The organism is Arthrobacter jiangjiafuii (genome assembly GCF_018622995.1).
GTDB classification, from domain to species: domain Bacteria; phylum Actinomycetota; class Actinomycetes; order Actinomycetales; family Micrococcaceae; genus Arthrobacter_B; species Arthrobacter_B jiangjiafuii.
In genome coordinates, this window is record NZ_CP076022.1 from 398,500 (window position 1) to 416,862 (window position 18,363).

Consider the following 18,363-nt stretch of genomic DNA (forward strand, 5'->3'; position numbering starts at 1 on the left):
AGGGCGGCTGCAGGTTCAGTTGCCGGTAAAGACGGCGGGCCGGCGTTCGGCGAAGGCGGTGGCCGCTTCGTTGAAGTCGTGGCTGGCCAGGAACGCCGAGTTCCACAGCTGCACATAGTCCAGGCCGGCCTGGACCGCCGGCTCCTGCCCGCGGTTCATCACCTGTTTTACGCCTTGGACAACCAGGGGAGGGTTGGCGGCCACGGCTGCGGCAAGTTCGCGGCCGCGCCCGACGACGTCGTCGGCCAGTTCCGTCACCAGCCCGAGGCGGTAGGCGCGGCCGGCGTCGAAATCCTCCCCGGTGAGCGCAAGGTGGCGGGTGGGCCCCTCGCCGATGATGGCCGGCAGGCGCTGGAGGGAACCGAGGTCGGCGACGATGGCGACCTTGACCTCCCGCACGCTGAACTTGGCGGCCGGAGACGCGATCCGGATGTCGGCGGCGGAGATGACGTCGATCGCCCCGCCGATGCACCACCCGTCCACGGCCGCGATGACCGGCTTCGCGCAGCGGGACACGGAGCTGACGGCGTCCTGCAGGTCCTTGATCTGCCGGCGGAAGCCTTCCCGCTTGCGGGCGTCCATCCCGCCGGCGCTCAGCATCGGAGCAAAGACCGGTGCCATGCCCGCGAGGTCCAGCCCGTAGCTGAAGTGTCCGTTCGACCCGTAAAGCAGGACGGCGCGCACCGTCTCATCCTCGCTCAGCGCCTCGAAGACTTCGGGCAGCTCTTTCCAGAAATCCGGACCCATGGCGTTGCCCTTGCCGGGGCCGATGAGTTCCACTTCCGCCACCGCATCCTTGATCTGGACACGCAGGGAACGCAGGGCAGTGGTGCTGGTCATGGCATCTCCGTTGATCGGCCGGGCGGTTGCTGGCCAATATACCGGCTGCGGCAACGCGGGCACCGCGACCGAAGCTAGGATCGGTATATGGAGTTCCTGGTGATTGTTCTGTTTGTCGCGGCCATATTTGTGGCCAACCTGCTGGTCAGCCGCGCCCTCCGCCGCCGGAAGCAGGCACAGGGCGAATCAGGCCCGGGCAAGGCCGCGCCGGCAGCCTCCCGGACCTCTGTCGAGGCAGCGCGGGAAGCCAATGCACGGCTCGACGCCGCTGCGCACCAGCAGGTCTACGCCGCCATCGCCCAAGGGCAGCCCATCAAGGCCGTGAAGCTCTACGCCCAGTTCACCGGTGTGGGCGTGCGGATGGCCGGTGCTGCGGTTGAGAACCTGGCCACGCACCCCCAGCCGTTCCAGCCGCCGCGCCCCGCTGCGCCGGCTGCTGAGGCCAGGGAAACCCGCCCGGCGCAGGATGCCACTGGGGCCAGGGACGCTACCGAAGCGAAAGAAACCGGGCCGGCCAGCGAGTCCAAGCCCGTCAGTGATGCCAAGCCCGTCAGCAACGCCGAACCCGTCATTGACGCCAAGCCGGCCAAGCAGCAGCAGCCGGACGCCGCGGGCGCGGCGCCGGCCCGGAAAGAGAAGCCCGAAGAGGACGAGATCAGCAAGTGGGTCAAGAACCTGCGCCCTGAGGACTTCTAGCGTCCACCCTCAAGCCGGCGCTCGCGCTGGTTCCGGCCGTCATGCCCGTAGGGATAGTTGCCCACGGCCGGCCGGCTGAGATCGCTGAGCCGCCGCAGTTCAGCGTCCGTGAGCTGGACCGCTGCAGCACCGAGGTTGTCAGTGAGCTGCTCGACGGTCCGCGCCCCCAGGATCACGGAGGTGACGCCCTGCTGTGCGGAGAGCCAGGCCAGGGCCACCTGCGCCTGGCTGGCGCGGTGAGCTGCAGCGATGGCCTTGAGGGCGTCCAGGATCTGCCAGGTGCGCTCATTGCTGCTGCGCAGATCCCAGCCCTGGAATTGCCGGGCCGGGTTGTCGCCCACCCGGGTTTTGCCCGCGGGGACTGTTTCCCGGTGGTACTTTCCGGTGAGCCAGCCCCCCGCCAGCGGTGACCAGGGCAGCAGGCCCAGTCCGGCGTCGAGCGCTGCCGGCACCACTTCCGATTCGATCTCCCGCTCCAGCAGGTTGTACTGGGGCTGCAGCGTCACCGGCCCGTTCCAGCCGTGCGCCCGAGCCGTGTAAACGGCCTTCGTCAGCTGCCAGCCGGTGAAGTTGGAGAGCCCGTAATAGCTGATCTTTCCGGCCGTCACCGCGTCCTGCAGGAAGCCCAGGCTTTCCTCCAGGGGAGTCAGCGGATCCCAGGCATGCAGCTGATACAGGTCAATGTGGTCCACGCCCAGCCGCTTCAGTGAGGCCTCGAGCGCCTGGCGCAGGTGCCGGCGGGAGGTGCCCAGGTCATTGGGGCCGCTGCCCATGGGAAACCGGCCCTTGGTGGCCAGGACCACGTTCCGCGCGGCCTCGGGCCGGGCCTGCAGCCAGTGGCCGATGATCTCCTCGGAGGCGCCGCCGGTGTAGACGTCGGCGGTGTCGATGAAATTGCCGCCGGCCTCCACATAGGTGTTCAGCAGGGCGTGGGAGACATGCTGGTCCGATTCATTGCCGAAGGTCATGGTGCCAAGGGCATACGCGCTGACCGTGGTGCCGCTGCGGCCCAATAGGCGCATTTCCATCCGGGATCCTCCTGATAGGCGAAGCTGCACGTCAGGGCCGCGGGCGGTTGCCTGAACGTTTTGCCTAAACATAGTCCGGATCGGGCACAAAAAAACCCCCGGTTGCCCGGGGGTCTTAACGCGGAGACGGGGAGATTTGAACTCCCGGTGGGCTTTAGGCCCACACTTCATTAGCAGTGAAGCCCATTCGGCCGCTCTGGCACGTCTCCAAATGCTGTCCGTAGCATGCGCTACTAGCCTGACAAGACTACCCATAAGGGGTGGCTAAGAGCAAAACGCCGCCGAAAGGCCTGCCGCCGCCGCGTGCGCACGTGAGCTACTTCAGCCGCCCGGTCAGTGCCTCCCACAGGAACTCGTAGGACATCGCGTACATCCGCGCCGCCTGCCGGTTGTCGGAGGCTCCGGCGTGGCCGCCTTCGAGGGCTTCGTGGAACCAGACGTTCCCCACGCCCATCGCCTTCATCCGGGCCGCCATCTTGCGCGCCTGCACCGGGCCGACGCGGTCATCGCTGGTGGCCGTCCAGATCAGCGTGGGCGGATAATCGGCGTCCTTTTTCAGCAGGTGGTACGGGGAGAAGGTCTTCACGAACTCCCACTGCTCCGGATCATCCGGATCACCGTATTCGGCAATCCAGGAGTAGCCGGCCGAGAGCTTGGTGTAGCGGCGCATGTCCAACAGCGGCACGCCGCAGGAGACCGCACCGAACAGGTGCGGATAGGTGGTGAGCATGTTGCCAACCAGCAGGCCGCCGTTGCTGCGGCCGGTGCAGCCCAGATGCTCCCGCGAGGTGACGCCGCGGTCCAGCAGGTCCTGTGCGACGGCGGCGAAATCCTCGTACGCGCGGTGCCGGTTTTCCTGCAGGGCAGCGCGGTGCCAGTCCGGCCCGTATTCCCCGCCGCCGCGGATGTTCGCCAGCACATACACTCCGGAGCGGCGCTTCCCGGCGTCGTCGGTGAAGCTGCGCTCGAGCCAGCCGCGGCCCACCATGCCGCTGTAGGACGGGGTCAGGGCCTGCTCGAAGCCGCCGTAACCGTTCAGCAGCGTGGGGTTGCCGCCGTCGAGCACCAGGTCCCTGGGGCCCACCTGGAAGTACGGCACGCGCGTGCCGTCGGCGGATACCGCGAAGTGCTGCTCCACCGTGCATGCGGACGCGTCAAAGAACGACGGCGATTCCTTCACCACCGTGGCCGGGCCGCCGGCGGCGCTGCCGAGTGTGCCGCGGGACAGGGTGGACGGGGTGAGGAACCCGGTACTGATCAGCCAGTAGTCATTGCCGGCTTCCTCGTCCTCGTCGTCCACCGCGTAGGCATCCACGGTGTGCAGCGGCGGGCACGCATCGAGCACCGACGAGCTCCAGCCGTTGGCCGGGTCCAGCACCAGGATTTCCGAGGAGACATCGCGCAGCAGGTTCAGCAGCAGCTGGTCGCGGGTCCAGCTCCAGGACTGCAGGGAGGTGGCGGGATCGGGCGTGAACAGGGTAATCAGTTCCCGGTTGCCGGCGAGGAAGGCCTCCAGCTCGGCGGCCAGCAGCGAACCGGCCTGATGCACCGTTCCGTTCAGCTCCCAGTCGGTCCGCGGCCGCAGCACCAGCCACTGCCGGTGTACGTCAACGTTCACGTCCAGCGGTACGTCCAGGCGGACCCAGGAGCCGTCCCGGCGCAGGAAGGTGGAGCTGTTGTAGAAGTCCACGATGTCCACGGCCAGGTCCCGCTCAAAACCGGGCGTCTGGTCGTGGGCCACCACTGCCATCATGTGGTCCTCGGGGACCTCGAAATACGGTTCGGCGCCGGCCAGCGGCATACCGCGGCGCAGGATCCGGCTGGTGCGCGGATACGAGGACGAGGTTATGGAGCCGGGACCGAAATCCGTGCCCACATACAGGGCGTCCGGCCCGGCCCAGCTGATCCGGTTCTTGGCCGCGGGAATGTCGAAGCCGCCGGGCACAAAGGCGCGGTCGACGACGTCGAACTCGCGGTAGCGGGCGGCGTCACCGCCGTCGGGGGAGAGGACCACCAGTGCCCGCCGGTAGGACTTCCCGTCTTTGGGACGCAGGAACGCCGAGCCGCCCCAGACCCATTCCGTGCCCTCGGTGCGGCTGAGCTCATCGACGTCCAGCAGGATTTCCCACTGCGGATCGTCGGAGATGTAGCTGTCCCAGGTGGTGCGGCGCCAGATCCCCTTGGGGTGTTCGGCGTCGCGCCAGAAGTTGTAATAGTGTCCGCCGCGCTTGGCGGCCATGGGAATCCGGTCGGTGGAATCGAGTACTTCAAGCAGCCGCTGCTCGGTCTGCTCGAAGCCGGTCTTCGCGAGCAGCTCTTCGGTCACCTTGTTCTCGGCGCGTACCCAGTCCAGCTGCTTATCTCCGTAGATGTCCTCCAGCCACAGGAATTCGTCATCGGAAGCGGGTCCGGCGGGCAGGTCGGAAGTCGAGATTCTCATGTGCCCATCCTAGGACCGCGCTCGCGGAGGTTTCAGGGCGTCCCACCGGTGGGGCGGCAATTCGCCTGCGGTGCCTGGTGCGCTAGGGGATGCTGCGGACGTAGGCCAGCGCCTCCCGGGCAAGGCCGGTCCAGGTCTCCCGGGTCGCGGCGGGGTCAGCGCCGACTGGCAGGCTGACCCATTCACGCATGGTCCGGGTGCCCATGGTGACCGGTTCGGCTGTCCCGTCCTGGACCAGGGCCACGGCGCGCGCCCGCGGGAGCTTGACGATCAAAGCGTCATCAAAGCCGAGGAAGGCCACGATCCTGGTTCCGGTGCGCAGCCCGGGACTGCGGAACATGGTGCCCACGGTGATCGGCGCCTTGGCCTGCAGCGTCACGGCAATCCCGTGAAGCAGATCCAGAGCTGCCTGGGAAGGGGCCATGGTGTGCTCCTGATCGGCTTCTGGTGATGGAACCACCCTAGGCAGGAACCGGCGGCGGTCAAGGGGCCCGGGCAACCACAACCGGTGCCCATTCCGTATCGGCCGGGGTGGACCGTGCTGGCTGTCGACCGGGTGGAGATGCGGGCCGGATACTCTTGAAGCATGACGAATACGCAGAGTTTCCACGTGGCCGTGATCGGAGCGGGTCCGCGGGGAATCTCTGTCCTGGAGCGCACCCTGGCCGGTTTTTTGGCTCTGGCTCCGGACGAGAGGCCGGCGCTGAGGATATCCATCCTTGATCCGTTCAATCCCGGACCCGGCCACGTCTGGCGCACCGGGCAGTCCCGGCTGTTCCTGATGAACACCCCGTCGCTCTTCCCCACGGTGGTCCCGGCCGGAGCCACCGCCGCAGGCCTGGCGGCATCACCCACCGGTCTTTCTTTTGACCAGTGGCGGCTGCTGATGACCCGGGATGAGACCGTCTGGGTGCTGTCCGCCGGGGACCGGGAAGAGCTGGCCGGACTCTCCTCCGGAGCCTTCCCCAGCCGCGCGCTGTACGGCCGGTACCTGGAATGGACCTACGCCCGCCTCCAGGACACCGCAGCCGCCGCCGGGGTGACGCTGGAACATGTGCGCGCCGAGGTGCTCAGCATGGCCCGCGCGGAATCCGGTCCGGGCTGGACACTGGAAGTGGCCGGAGAAGGAACCCTGGCTGCGGACGCCGTCGTCCTCGCCCTGGGCCACCTGCCGGCAGCCCTCAGCGCCGACCAAGACCGGCTGCGCGACGCAGCAGACCGCCACAACCTGCGCTACCTGCCGCCCGCTGTGCCCTCCGACGTGGATCTCTCCGTGCTGCCGGCCGGCGAGCCGGTGCTCATCCGCGGGCTGGGCCTGAACTTCTTCGACATCATGATCCAGGTGACCGCCGGACGGGGCGGCCGGTTCGTCCCCTCCGGAGAGCCGGCCGGGCGCGCCCTGCGGTATGAGCCCAGCGGGCGGGAGCCGGTCCTGGTGGCCGCCTCGCGCCGGGGCACGCCGTACCGGGCCAAAGCCAAACTGGATTCCTATGTGCCGCGCAGCGTTCAGCTGCAGTACTTCACCGAAGAAGCCGCCACCTCGTTCCGGGACCAGGGCATCCTGCCAGGCTTTGACCACGACCTCTGGCCGCTGCTGCACCGCGACGCGGTGTGGGCGTATTACTCGACCCTGGCCCGCGTGGCTGCGGATGAACTGCTGGAACCGGCGGAGCAGTTCCTGGCCGAGCTGCGTGGGGCGCTGGACCTTCCCGGGCCCGAGTGGGACCCCGCCAAGGAAGCGGTCCTGGACCGCTGCGTTCCGTCAGCACGGCGCACCAACCTGGAAGCCCTGGCCCAGCCGCTGGGACGCCGCCCGTACGCCGGGGCGAAGGATCTCGACGACGCCGTCCTCGCCTACCTTCAGGACGACGCCGCCGGCTCCGCCGCCGGCGAGGATGATCCGCTGAAGATGGCGATCGGCGCGCTGAATGCCGGGCGCACGGTGCTCAAGGCGGTAGTGGCCGACGGCGGACTGGCCGAAGCCTCCTGGCTCACCGAACTGCGCGGCTGGTTCGAGCCGCTGGTGGAAGGCCTGGCCAGCGGGCCGCCCCCGGAGCGGATTGAGCAGCTGGCCGCCCTGGTGCGGGCCGGCCTGGTGCACTTTGTGGGTCCGGACCCGCGCTTCGACGTGGACGAGGCGCGCGGCGTGTTCACCGGCATCTCGCCCTGGTCCGGCACCGAATACGCGGCGAAGACCCTGGTGGAGGCCATGATGCCGGCCAACCGCGTGGACCGGAACATCTCCCCGCTGCTGTCCGGAATGCTCCGCGACGGACTGGCCCGGCCCAAGGTCATGATGGCCGGCGACGGCACCGCCGTGGTGACGCCCGGCCTGGACGTGACCCTGCCGCCGTACCGGCCGGTGGGTATCAGCGGCACCCCGCAGGAGGACCTGTACGTACTGGGGCTGCAGCTTTCATCGGTGCAGTGGGGAACCGCGATCGCCGCGGAGGCCGGGTCACCTGCGGGTGCCGGTGCGCGCACCGTGCGCGATGCTGATGACATTGCTGCCGCGCTGCTGGCTTCGGCCGCCGCCGGCCAACGCCTGACACGGGTTACCACCGCACCGGCTACGGTGCGGTGAACTGCCGCAGCATCCGGCAGAAGGCCGTGCTGTTCTCGGTGGGCCACCAGTGCCCGCCGTCCACCGGGCTGATCCGCAGGTCCCGCACCTCCTCGCCCAGGCCGTCGGTCAGCCTGGGCGACAGGAACGGATCCAGCAGCGGCACCAGCACATGCACCGGAACCTCGACCCGAGGCAGCGGCTGCCGGGCGGAGACGCCGGAGCCCAGCAGGTTCGCCCGGTAGAGCTGCAGGCCGCGGACGGCGTTGTCGACGGCGGTTTCCACGCTGGTGCCGGCCCGCCTGGCGTACCGCGGCCCAAGCACCCGGCAGAGCAGTTCGGGCAGGACCGGCAGCTGGAAGAAGCCAACGTAGGTGCTTCGCACCGCCTGCCCGGCGGCCAGCAGCCAGCGGCGGGGACGGCGCAGGCAGTGCATAAACCAGCGGCGGAGGTGCCCGATGTCCGGCCCCGAGATGCTGGTAAAGCTCAGGATTTTTCCGGCCGCCCGCGGATCCCGGACCGCGGCCCAGCCCTGGATGGAACCCCAGTCATGGCCCACCAGATGCACCGGGCCACCGGTGTCGGCCAGCACGGCATAGAGGTCATTGACCAGCAGCGGCAGCCGGTAGGGCGCCAACGGACTGCCGGTTCCTGCTGAGTCTGCAGACCCGGCCGGCTCGACCCGGGACTCTCCGGCAGCGCGGGTGTCGTAGGCAATCACGCGGTGGTCCGTGGCCAGGTCCTTGATGACGCTGCCGAACACGGTGTGGTCATCCGGGTAGCCATGGACCAGCAGCACAGTGGGCGTGCCAGGCCCGGCCGGCAGGCCGTACTCGAAAACCGCCAGCCGGGCGCCGTCGTTCGCTACTGTCCGTTGCCTGCTCGCCTGCATGCCAAGCCCCTTATCCCGGGAAACACCTGCACCCGCAGGTGAGCGTATGCTCCGGGCCTCACCGCCGCCACAGCAGCCGAAGCGCGGACCTAAACCAACGCGGACCTAAAGTAATAGCCAGGATGTTCGAACGAATCGTGCCGGCAGAAAAGCACGCGCGATCACCTTTGACCAGATCGCCGAAGGCCTCGAGCGCCTCAAGAACAACCAGGTTCTCGGCCGGCTCGTGGCCCGGTTCGGAAACTAACCGGGCTCTGCGCGGATAACTGCCTGCCATAACGACGACGGCGGCTGCGCACCCTAAGGTGCGCAGCCGCCGTCGTGCGTTAACTACCGGATTAGAACGGGTACTGCCGGGGTTCGCGCTGCAGGGTGATGGTGTGGTCGGTGGTGAATTCCGCGATCGCCCATTCGCCGTTGAAGCGGCCCAGGCCGGAGTTCTTCTCGCCGCCGAAGGCCACATGCGCCTCATCCTGGACCGGGATGTCATTGACGTGCGTCATGCCGGCCTTGATGCGGCGGGCGAACTGGACGCCGCGGTCCAGGTCGGAGGTGAACACCGAGCTGGCAAGGCCCAGTTCGCTGGCGTTGGCCAGGGCGAGGGCGTCTTCGGCGTCGGCCGCGCGGGTAATGCCGGCGATCGGACCGAAGATCTCGTCCTGGAACAGCTCCATGTCCCTGGTGACGTCGGCGAAGACGTAGGGGGAGAGGACCTGCCCGTTGGTTTGGCCTTCGACCACCATGCGGGCGCCCTGCTCCTGGGCGAGGGTGATCTTCTTCTGCAGGCCCTCGAGCTGCTTGGCGTTGATGATCGGGCCCACGGTGTTCTGCGGATCCGAGGGGTCACCGGACTTCAGCGTCTTGGCGTGCGCGGCGAACTTCTCCACGAACTCGTCGTAGACGGCGTCCTCGACGATGATCCGGTTCACTGCCATGCAGATCTGGCCCTGGTGCAGGAACTTGCCCATGATCGCTGCCTTGACGGCCTGGTCCACGTCCGCATCGGCGAGGACCACGAACGGGCTGTTGCCGCCGAGCTCCAGGGCCACATGCTTCAGGGTGGGGCCGCTGGAGGCGAGGGCGCCCAGGTTCTTGCCCACCGGAGTGGAGCCGGTGAAGGAAATGAAGCCCGGAACCGGGTGCTCGACAAACGCGTCGCCGATCTCGGAGCCCGCACCCACGACAACACTCAGGACACCGGCGGGCAGGCCGGCCTCCTCGAAGATCTTGGCGATCATCAGTCCGCCGGTGACCGGGGTATCGGAGGCGGGCTTGAGCACGACGGCGTTGCCCAGCGCCAGCGCCGGCGCCACGGAGCGCTGGGACAGGTGCAGCGGGAAGTTCCAGGGGCTGATGACCCCGACGACGCCCAGCGGTCCCCGGTAGACACGGGATTCCTTGCCCGGAGTATCGGATTCCAGGATCCGGCCGGAGACACGGTGCGGGAAGGTGGCGGATTCCTTGGTGATGGCCTTGGCCGAATCGACTTCGATGTTGGCCTTAATGACGGTGCTGCCGGACTCGGCGGCCAGCCAGGCGATGATTTCCTCGCGGCGCTCGTCGAAAATTTCAGCGGCACGCTCAATGACGGCCCGGCGGGCGGAGGGCGTCTGCGCCGCCCACTCCTGCTGCGCCTTGGCGGCGGCGGTGTAGGCCTCGTCCAGGTCCTCGCGGGAGGCCTGGCGGATACTCATCAGTTCGGCGCCGTCAAAGGGGCTGGTATCGGACAGGGTCCGGTCGGAGCTTCCGTCCCGCCACGCTCCTGCAATGTACTGCTGCGCGGGAATCCAGTCAGTCACGGCCTGGTGGGTGGTTTCAGCCTTCGTCGTGCTCATTACTTCTCCTTGATGAAATCTAGGCGTCTGTCCCGGGTTCAACCGGGCCGGGGGCCTTTTGATTCCCCGCTGTCCCAGGCACATCCGGGAACCTCTGGACGGCGGAGAAAGAGGAGACCTACGATACAAGACACGGCGGACCTTTGCAGGATCGCCCGTCGCAGGATGATCCGGCCGCTGCATGCAAGGGATGGCACCTGATGTCGACGCTCAAGTACTCAACGGACGATTTTGGCACCTACGTACCGCCGCGCGTCGTCCCGGTCTCCCGGGGGCGGATCATCGTCAACTGGCTGACCTCGACCGACCACAAGACGATCGGCTACATGTACCTGATCGCGTCCTTTGTCTTCTTCTGCGTGGGCGGCGTGATGGCCTTGGTGATCCGGGCCGAACTGTTCGAACCGGGCATGCAGATCCTGCAGACCAAGGACCAGTACAACCAGCTGTTCACGATGCACGGCACGATCATGCTGCTGATGTTCGCCACCCCGCTGTTCGCCGGATTCGCCAACATCATCATGCCGCTGCAGATCGGCGCGCCGGACGTGGCGTTTGCCCGGCTGAACGCCCTGGCGTTCTGGTTCTTCCTCTTTGGCTCCACCATCGCCGTGTCCGGCTTCATCACCCCGCAGGGGGCAGCCTCGTTTGGCTGGACTGCCTACGCGCCGCTGTCCAACACCACCTTTTCGCCCGGGATCGGCGGAGACCTGTGGGTGTTCGGGCTTGCCCTGTCCGGCTTCGGGACCATCCTGGGATCGGTCAACTTCGTCACGACCATCATCTGCCTGCGCGCACCGGGCATGACCATGTGGCGGATGCCGATCTTCACCTGGAACACCCTGGTCACCTCGATCCTGGTCCTGATGGCCTTCCCGCCGCTGGCTGCTGCACTGTTTGCCCTCGGCGCGGACCGGCGGTTCGGAGCCCACATCTTCGATCCCGAGCGTGGCGGTTCCATCCTCTGGCAGCACCTGTTCTGGTTCTTCGGCCATCCCGAGGTGTACATCATTGCGCTGCCGTTCTTCGGCATCATCTCCGAGGTGCTGCCGGTGTTCAGCCGGAAACCGATCTTCGGCTACAAGGGCCTGGTGTTTGCCACCCTGGCCATCGCCGCCCTGTCCGTGACCGTGTGGGCGCACCACATGTACGTCACCGGCGCCGTCATGCAGTCCTTCTTCGCGCTCATGACCATGCTGATCGCGGTGCCGACGGGGGTGAAGTTCTTCAACTGGATCGGCACCATGTGGCGCGGTTCCATCACCTTCGAAACGCCGATGCTGTGGGCCATCGGGTTCCTGATCACCTTCCTCTTCGGCGGGCTCACCGGCATCATCCTGGCCTCCCCGCCGCTGGACTACCAGGTCTCGGACACCTATTTCGTGGTCGCCCACTTCCACTACGTGGTGTTCGGCACCGTGGTCTTCGCGATGTTTGCCGGCTTCTACTTCTGGTGGCCCAAGTTCACCGGCAAGATGCTCAACGAGCGCCTCGGCAAGATTCATTTCTGGATGCTGTTCCTGGGGTTCCACGGCACCTTCATGATCCAGCACTGGTTGGGCGTCTCCGGCATGCCGCGGCGGTACGCGGACTACCTCGTGGAAGACAACTTCACGTCCATGAACCAGTTGTCCACCGTTGCCTCAATGCTCCTGGGAGCATCCCTGATCCCGTTCTTCTGGAACGTGTTCATCACCTGGCGCCGGGGCAAAAAGGTGGAAGTGGATGACCCATGGGGCTTTGGCTGCTCGCTCGAATGGGCCACGTCCTGCCCGCCGCCGCGGCACAACTTCACTGCGCTGCCGCGCATCCGCTCTGAGCGCCCCGCACTGGACCTGCACCACCCGGAGTTGAAGCCGCGGTCCAACGGGGAAACGGATAACCCGGTGGTGAAGGTCTTCGGTGCCGCTGACATGGGCAGCGAAAAGCCCAACGACCCGGATCCCCGGGACTAGGCCGATCTCCGGGACCAGCAGCAGCAGGCACGCCGGCACCCAGCCAGCCAGCCGGCCAGCCAATAAATAAGCGTCGCCGGGAGCAAAACTCCCGGCGACGCTTATGTGGATCAGGCCCGGACCAGCGGCCTGGGATCAGCCGGGGCTACCGGCCGGTCAGGCAGTACAGGTAGCGCGCCAGATCCAGTGCATACCGGACCCAGCCCTTGACGTCCCACCAGTTTTTCGGCGGAACCGGAGCCTTGCAGGCCGGCGCCGGCGGAGTGGGAGGCGCCTGGACCGTAACCGGCACGGTCACGGTGGTGCCGGAAGGTGCAGCGGTGAGCACCAGTCTTCCTGCGCCGGAGGCCGACGACGGAATGCTCACGCTCACGGAGGCGGCCCCCGCCGTCACCGGGGCGGTGCCCAGCGCGGTGGCGGTGCCTGCCGCGTTGACCCAGTTCACGGCCAGCGCGGTGTTGGCCGGGCTGCCCAGCGAGGTGAGGTCAAGCCCGGAAACCGTGAAGGAAACCGCTGCTCCGGCTGTTGCCGTGGCCGGTGCTCCCTGCACCACCACGCCCTGGCGGGCGAAGTCCGGGGAGAGCGGGCTGTTGGCCTCGATGTAGCTGATCCACGCATCGCGGTCCACCAGTCCGGAGTCCCGGGTGTTGGTCCCTTGGGTGAAGACACTGAAGTTGTCTCCACCCTGGGCCAGGAAGCTGAACGTTCCCACGCGGTAGGCGCGGGCGGGGTCCAGTGCTTCACCGTTGACGGTCACGGTCTGGATGCGGGAACCCGCAGCCTGGGCCTGATCGTACGTGTAGGTGATGTTGTCCGAGAGTCCCAGTGCCAGGAACGGGCGCGAACTGCCGGCCGGCTGCCACTGCTGTTCCAGCATGGTTTTCAGCTGTGCACCGGTGAGGGTGGTGGTCCACAGGTTGTTCACGAACGGCAGTACCGCGTTGGCCTCGGCGTAGGTGATCACGCCGTCGGCGCCGTAGTACAGCTCGGCACGCAGCCCGCCGGGGTTGGTGACACCGATTTCGGCGCCCCCGCGGTCCGCCGAGGACAGCGTGCTGAGCAGCGAATCGGCCACGAGGTTGCCCAGCGTGGATTCGGCGCTGCGGTCATCGCGGTTGGTCCCCGAGAACGCTGAGGTGATGTCGGCGGTTACCGAGCCCACCGGCTGGTTGCCGATCTCGGCGGCGGAGGCCAGCGCCGCATCGACAATGGACTTGACCTCGGCGACTGCCGGGTAGGCAGCCACGAGCGACGCAGCGCTCTCCGTGGTCCGCGGAACGTTGGTGGCCGTGTAGGACACCACCTCATCCGTTGCCGGGTTGTAGTCCAGGTTGATCTGGCCGATGAACTCTCCGTAGGAACCGGTCTGCACTACCGGCCGGGTCTTCCCGTCGACACCGGGAACGGGTGCGTCCCAGGCGTACTGCTTGTGGGTGTGGCCGGTGTAGATGGCATCCACCAGGGGACTGGTGCCGTTGACAATCTCGGCAAACGCGCCGCCGTCGGCCACTTCCTGCTCCAGCGAAGCTCCGTCGGGAGTGCCGGCGCCGGCGCCGTCGTGATACTCGGCGATGATGACATCCGCCAGCCCCGCGGCCTGCAGCTGCTCGGCCACACGGTTCACGGCCTCGACCGGATCACCGAATTCCAGATTCGCGATCCCGCCGGGAGTGACCAGCGTGGCCGTCTCCTCGGTGATGGCACCAATCACGGCCACCGAGACGCCGTTGACGTCCAGGATCGTGTACTCCTCCAAAGCGGGCGTGGTGGTGCCGCGGAGATAGACGTTGGCGCCCAGGTACGGGAACTCGGCGGACGGAATGACCCGGTCCGTGAGGTCGGCGTAACCGGCGTCGAACTCGTGGTTGCCCACGGCCGAGGCGCGCAGGTCCAGGGCGTTCAGCACATCGATGGTGGGCGCATCCTGCTGAATGGAGGAGGCGAACAGGGAAGCGCCGATGTTGTCGCCGGCGGAGAGGAACACCGAGCTGCCCGCCGGTGCTGCTGCCTTGAGCTGTTCAACGGTTCCGGCGAAGTTGACGGTGTTGTCGTCGATCCGGCCGTGGAAATCGTTGATGTTCAGCAGGTTCAGCTCTTCGGTTTCGGTTCCGGCGGGGGCAAGATCCAGGCCGACCAGGATCGGATCGTGGTCCGAGGAACGGTAGGGGTCCGGAGCGTAGTAGTTGGTGACGTTGGTGTTGTAGCGGCTGTATTCCAGCGCCACCGACTCCACCGAGTTGATGTTCCAGATGTCGGCGCCGGTGACGGCCTCGGCTGCTTCCGGGGAGGCCAGGATATGGTCCAGCGAACCGACCATCCCGCTGAAGGCGTAGGAGTGCTTGCCGGTGGCCTTGCCCAGGTTCACGTATCCGGCATCGGCCAGTACGGTCATCGGATCTTCAGCCGCGTAGGAGTTGAAGTCTCCCAGCAGGAACACCTTCTCGGTGCCCGCGGCGTCGGCCACGGAATCGGCGAAGCCGGCCAGTGCCTGTGCCTGCCGGACGCGGTCGGCGTTCCAGCCGCCCTGTCCGGTGTCGGCGTTTTCGCCGGAGTCCGGGGCCGAGCCCTTGGACTTGAAGTGGTTGCTGATCGCGACGAACTTTTCGCCGTCGGTGCCGCCGGCGGGCTTGAAGGCCTGGGCCAGCGGCTCGCGGGCGTTGGAGAACACCGTTTCGTCGTCGAGGATCACTGATTCGCCCACCGGCTCGGCCGTGGCCGTGCGGAAGATGAAGGCCGTGCGGATGACGTCTTCAGCCGCCGGCAGCGCGGCGGGGGAGCGGACATAGTCCCAGGTCCCGGGTGCCTGTTCGTTCAGGGCAGCGGTCAGGTTCGCCAGTGCTTCGTCGCGGTCCTTGCCGAACACGGCGGAGTTTTCCACCTCCATGAGGGAGACGACGTCGGCGCCGAGGGCGTTGATGGCGGCAACGATCTTCGCCTGCTGGCGTTCCAGGTTTTCTGCGTTGGCGGCGCCGCGGGCGTCGCAGCCTCCGCGGACGGTCAGCGGAGCACCGGCGCGGTCGTTGTAGAAGGTGCAGCCGGGCAGCGTATCCCCGGTGGTGCTGAAGTAGTTCAGCACGTTGAAGGAGGCGAGCTTGAGGTTGCCGCCCACGCTTTCCGGCGCGGCGGTGCGGGTGGGATCGAACGACGCCGGGGTGACCGTTGCGGCGTTGGCGGTGGTGAGTGCCGTGAGGGGCTGGAACTTCCAGGCGCTGTTGCGGAAGTCCAGGATCACGCCGGTGGTGAAGGTGGCGGCTGCCCCGATCCGCACCGGGTTCTCCATGGTCAGGTACGGCAGGGCGATGCCCTGGTTCGCTGCGCTGAGGAAGTTGGTGCTGGCGCCGTCGTCGAGGGTGACGGCACGTGCCGCATTGTCGGCGACGACGGCGGCGTGCTCGGGGGTGCCCACGGCAGCCACCGCGGTGGGCTGGACAAGGGCGGAGTCCCCGGCGGCGAGGCCGATTTCCGCGTACTGGTTCAGGGAGTAGTTATCGGTGACGGTGAAGCTGCCCTGCGGTGCCAGCAGCATGCCTTCCAGCGCCTCGCGTTCGGCATCGGTGGCGGGCCAGCCAACGGTCGCGGGCTTCACCTCTTCCGCCGGCTCGCTGAGCTTGGCCATGTTGCCCGCGGCGACCGTGAGCTGGGTCAGGCCGAAGTACTCACCGACGGTTCCGGTGACCTCTACATAATCGCCGGGGGCGACGGAGCCCACCGTGGCGGATGAGAAGACGAAGATGCCGTCGGATGCGGTGTGGGTGGCGGGATCGAGCGTTCCACCGGTTCCGGGCGTCTGCAGGTAGTAGCCGTTGAAGCCGCCGGTGGGGTACACGCCGGTGACCTTGCCGCGGGTGGTGACGTTCTGCCCGATCAGCGGACTCGCATCGCCCGTGCCCTGGATCTCCGAGATGGCGACGGCGCCGGCCGGCGGATCAACCGGGGTGGTGGGGGAGGGCGTGGGGGTGGGAGTGGGCTCGGGGTCGGTGGGGACCGTGCCGCCGGTGCCGGTGGGAGTCACTGCCGCGCTGAGGGTGAAGTCGGCCGCGTTGTTGTTCGTGTCGGCGAAGCCGGTGCGGTTCAGGGACTTGGGGTCTGCGTTGCCGGCCGGGGCGGCAGCAGCCGCGGTTTCAAAGGTGTTGGAGGTGCCGTAGCCCAGCAGGTCGACCACTCCAGCGGCGCCCACTACGGAGCCCGCGGGCAGCGGGTCGACGCGGGTGGCCTGGTTGGAGAGGATCAGGGTGCCGCTGGTGCCGCTGAAGCTGGCGCCCACGGTGGCATCGGCTGCCGGCAGCGGAGCGCCGGTGGTTCCGTTGGAGGCGCCGGAAATCAGGTAATAACCTCCGGCGGGGATGGTTCCGGTGAGCGCGCCGACCCCCGTGGGGGCCGCCGTCGAACCGGCCGAGCGGTACTGCAGCGACCAGCCGTCCAAGCTGACGGCAGCATCCGTGGGGTTGTAGAGCTCCACGAACTTGTTGGTGAACGGCGCGTTGGCGCTGCCGCCGCTCAGGTAGGCCTCGTTGATGACGACGCCTACGGCTGCCGCCTTGGTGTCCAGCGCAAAGGCCGGAAGCGCCGTCATTGGTGCCGCCAGCAGGCCGGCCGAGAGGGTTGCTCCCAGTGCCGCCTTCCAGGTTGAAGGTCTCATGCCTCATGCTCCTTGGTCAGCTGGTCCCAGCCGACGGGTAGTGGCCGCACAGCGGCGGCAAAGGGGGTAACGCGAGTGATGCTCGTAATACTATGTGGCCGACGTTACAAATGGGTGACATGAGGCGGACCCAAGTAATCTGCCTTCTTCCGGGCGGCACCGGGACTGAAACGGGCAACAAAAAAGGCGTATCGCCCGTTTTCAAGAGGTGATACGCCCGGTCCGTTGAAGGACCACTTTGCGGAAGGTAAGGGATTCGAACCCTTGGTACGGGGTTACCGCACACTGGTTTTCAAGACCAGCTCCATCGGCCGCTCGGACAACCTTCCCCCTAGTAGTCTGGCAGAAAGGTGGAATTCACCAAAATCTGATCAAGCTCCGTGGAGGACAGAATGAGAGCAGTTGTCATCACTACGCCCGGCGGCCCGGAAACACTGCAGGTGCAGGACGTTCCGGCGCCGGTCCCCGGAGAAGGCGAAGTCCTCATCGATGTGGCAGCAGCGGGCCTGAACCGGGCGGATGTCCTGCAGCGCCGCGGCTACTATCCGGTGCCGGCCGGAAGCTCCGAATATCCGGGACTGGAGGTCTCCGGCCGGATCGCCGCCATTGGCACCGGGGTGCAGGGGCTCTCCGTCGGGGCCGACGTCGTCGCACTCCTGACCGGCGGCGGCTACGCCGACCAGGTCAACGTCCCGGCCGGACAGGTGCTGCCCGTGCCCGCCGGCGTCGACCTGGTGACCGCCGCCTCCCTGCCGGAAACCGCCGCCACCGTGTTCTCTAACCTTTTCATGGCCGCCGGCGTGACCGAGGGCGACCATGTGCTGATCCACGGCGCCGCCGGAGGCATCGGCACCATGGCCATCCAGATGGTCGCCGCCTTCGGCGCCGTTCCCATGGTCACCGCCGGATCAGCGGAGAAGCTGGATCTGGCCCGGGAACTCGGGGCCGAAGTCCTGATCAACTACAAGGAAGAGGACTTCGTGGCACGGGTCCGCGAAGCCACCGACGGCCGGGGCGCCGACGTCATCCTCGACGTCGTCGGCGCGAAGTACCTGCAGCGCAACCTGGAGGCGCTCGCAGTCTCGGGACGGCTGGTCATCATCGGCCTGCAGGGCGGAACCACCGCTGAAATCGACCTGAACCAGCTGATGCGGAAACGGCTCGCGGTCATCGGCACCACGCTGCGCGCACGGCCCGCGGAGGAGAAAGCGGCCATCATGGCGGCGGTCCGGCAGCACGTGTGGCCGCTGATCGAAGCCGGCAGGATCCGCCCGCTTGTGGACAAGACCTTCCCGCTCTCCGAGGCAGCAGCCGCGCACGAGTATTTCGATTCCGGCCGGCACACGGGAAAAATCCTGTTGACCACCTGATAGACGGCTGTGGAGCGCATCACAGCTGACTGCTAACCTCATGGGCAGGAGCGCGGATTTTCCGCGCTCCGGCCGGTCCACTGCCGGCCCACCTGCATCGTTACC

At 67.3% G+C, this 18,363-nt stretch carries 11 protein-coding genes and 2 tRNA genes; 4 read left to right on the top strand and 9 right to left on the bottom strand.

The genetic code is table 11. From position 1 onward, the window contains the following. Window positions 1-15: 15 nt before the first annotated feature. The gene (locus KKR91_RS02050; protein WP_210231349.1) at window positions 16-840 is read right to left on the bottom strand and encodes a crotonase/enoyl-CoA hydratase family protein; all 825 of its coding nucleotides are present in this window, start codon (window positions 838-840) and stop codon (window positions 16-18) included. Between the two features lie 87 nt (window positions 841-927). Between KKR91_RS02050 and KKR91_RS02055 the strand changes: the two genes are divergently transcribed. Further along, entirely contained in the window at window positions 928-1,536 is a 609-nt protein-coding gene (locus tag KKR91_RS02055; RefSeq protein ID WP_210231348.1) for a hypothetical protein, read from the top strand. Here KKR91_RS02055 and KKR91_RS02060 read toward each other — a convergent pair. The 4 genes from KKR91_RS02060 to KKR91_RS02075 all read right to left on the bottom strand — a co-directional run bounded on the left by KKR91_RS02060 (window position 1,533) and on the right by KKR91_RS02075 (window position 5,428). Next, a complete protein-coding gene (locus KKR91_RS02060; RefSeq protein ID WP_210231347.1) occupies window positions 1,533-2,564 on the bottom strand; it encodes an aldo/keto reductase in 1,032 nt (343 codons plus the stop codon). The two genes, KKR91_RS02055 and KKR91_RS02060, sit on opposite strands and share 4 nt — an antisense overlap. 121 nt (window positions 2,565-2,685) lie before the next feature. After that, window positions 2,686-2,773, bottom strand: a tRNA-Ser gene (locus KKR91_RS02065). 107 nt (window positions 2,774-2,880) lie between these two features. Beyond that, window positions 2,881-5,004, bottom strand: a complete 2,124-nt coding sequence (locus KKR91_RS02070) for a prolyl oligopeptidase family serine peptidase (RefSeq protein WP_210231346.1) — start codon at window positions 5,002-5,004, stop codon at window positions 2,881-2,883. Window positions 5,005-5,086: 82 nt separating this feature from the next. Next, window positions 5,087-5,428 (bottom strand): hypothetical protein, encoded by a 342-nt coding sequence (locus tag KKR91_RS02075; RefSeq protein WP_210231345.1) that lies wholly within the window; start codon window positions 5,426-5,428, stop codon window positions 5,087-5,089. A gap of 162 nt (window positions 5,429-5,590) precedes the next feature. On the opposite strand from KKR91_RS02075, the gene KKR91_RS02080 reads away from it, so the two are divergent. Further along, a complete protein-coding gene (locus tag KKR91_RS02080) occupies window positions 5,591-7,588 on the top strand; it encodes an FAD/NAD(P)-binding protein (protein WP_210231344.1) in 1,998 nt (665 codons plus the stop codon). Here KKR91_RS02080 and KKR91_RS02085 read toward each other — a convergent pair. Together KKR91_RS02085 and KKR91_RS02090 are read right to left on the bottom strand one after the other, a co-directional pair. Next, a complete protein-coding gene (locus tag KKR91_RS02085) occupies window positions 7,575-8,459 on the bottom strand; it encodes an alpha/beta fold hydrolase (protein ID WP_210231343.1) in 885 nt (294 codons plus the stop codon). The genes KKR91_RS02080 and KKR91_RS02085 overlap by 14 nt on opposite strands. A 338-nt stretch (window positions 8,460-8,797) precedes the next feature. Beyond that, a complete protein-coding gene (locus KKR91_RS02090; protein WP_210231342.1) occupies window positions 8,798-10,294 on the bottom strand; it encodes an aldehyde dehydrogenase family protein in 1,497 nt (498 codons plus the stop codon). A 200-nt stretch (window positions 10,295-10,494) separates the two neighbouring features. On the opposite strand from KKR91_RS02090, the gene ctaD reads away from it, so the two are divergent. Beyond that, on the top strand, window positions 10,495-12,249 hold the full coding sequence (gene ctaD / locus KKR91_RS02095) for an aa3-type cytochrome oxidase subunit I (protein WP_237686725.1): 1,755 nt from the start codon (window positions 10,495-10,497) through the stop codon (window positions 12,247-12,249). Between the two features lie 145 nt (window positions 12,250-12,394). Here the strand turns inward: ctaD and KKR91_RS02100 are convergent, their stop codons facing one another. Together KKR91_RS02100 and KKR91_RS02105 are read right to left on the bottom strand one after the other, a co-directional pair. Then, on the bottom strand, window positions 12,395-16,888 hold the full coding sequence (locus KKR91_RS02100) for an ExeM/NucH family extracellular endonuclease (RefSeq protein ID WP_210231341.1): 4,494 nt from the start codon (window positions 16,886-16,888) through the stop codon (window positions 12,395-12,397). Between the two features lie 241 nt (window positions 16,889-17,129). Next, window positions 17,130-17,217: transfer RNA gene (locus tag KKR91_RS02105), tRNA-Ser, on the bottom strand. Between the two features lie 63 nt (window positions 17,218-17,280). Here KKR91_RS02105 and KKR91_RS02110 point away from each other — a divergent pair. Further along, a complete protein-coding gene (locus KKR91_RS02110) occupies window positions 17,281-18,258 on the top strand; it encodes an NAD(P)H-quinone oxidoreductase (protein ID WP_210231340.1) in 978 nt (325 codons plus the stop codon). Window positions 18,259-18,363: the final 105 nt, after the last annotated feature.

Excerpts from the sequence above, each read along its gene's own strand:
- KKR91_RS02070 (WP_210231346.1), bottom strand. The coding sequence starts at position 5,004 with ATGAGAATCTCGACTTCCGACCTGCCCGCCGGACCCGCTTCCGATGAC.
- KKR91_RS02100 (WP_210231341.1), bottom strand. The coding sequence starts at position 16,888 with ATGAGACCTTCAACCTGGAAGGCGGCACTGGGAGCAACCCTCTCGGCC.
- KKR91_RS02085 (WP_210231343.1), bottom strand. The coding sequence starts at position 8,459 with ATGCAGGCGAGCAGGCAACGGACAGTAGCGAACGACGGCGCCCGGCTG.
- KKR91_RS02055 (WP_210231348.1), top strand. The coding sequence starts at position 928 with ATGGAGTTCCTGGTGATTGTTCTGTTTGTCGCGGCCATATTTGTGGCC.
- ctaD (WP_237686725.1), top strand. The coding sequence starts at position 10,495 with ATGTCGACGCTCAAGTACTCAACGGACGATTTTGGCACCTACGTACCG.
- KKR91_RS02080 (WP_210231344.1), top strand. The coding sequence starts at position 5,591 with ATGACGAATACGCAGAGTTTCCACGTGGCCGTGATCGGAGCGGGTCCG.
- KKR91_RS02050 (WP_210231349.1), bottom strand. The coding sequence starts at position 840 with ATGACCAGCACCACTGCCCTGCGTTCCCTGCGTGTCCAGATCAAGGAT.
- KKR91_RS02110 (WP_210231340.1), top strand. The coding sequence starts at position 17,281 with ATGAGAGCAGTTGTCATCACTACGCCCGGCGGCCCGGAAACACTGCAG.
- KKR91_RS02090 (WP_210231342.1), bottom strand. The coding sequence starts at position 10,294 with ATGAGCACGACGAAGGCTGAAACCACCCACCAGGCCGTGACTGACTGG.
- KKR91_RS02060 (WP_210231347.1), bottom strand. The coding sequence starts at position 2,564 with ATGGAAATGCGCCTATTGGGCCGCAGCGGCACCACGGTCAGCGCGTAT.
- KKR91_RS02075 (WP_210231345.1), bottom strand. The coding sequence starts at position 5,428 with ATGGCCCCTTCCCAGGCAGCTCTGGATCTGCTTCACGGGATTGCCGTG.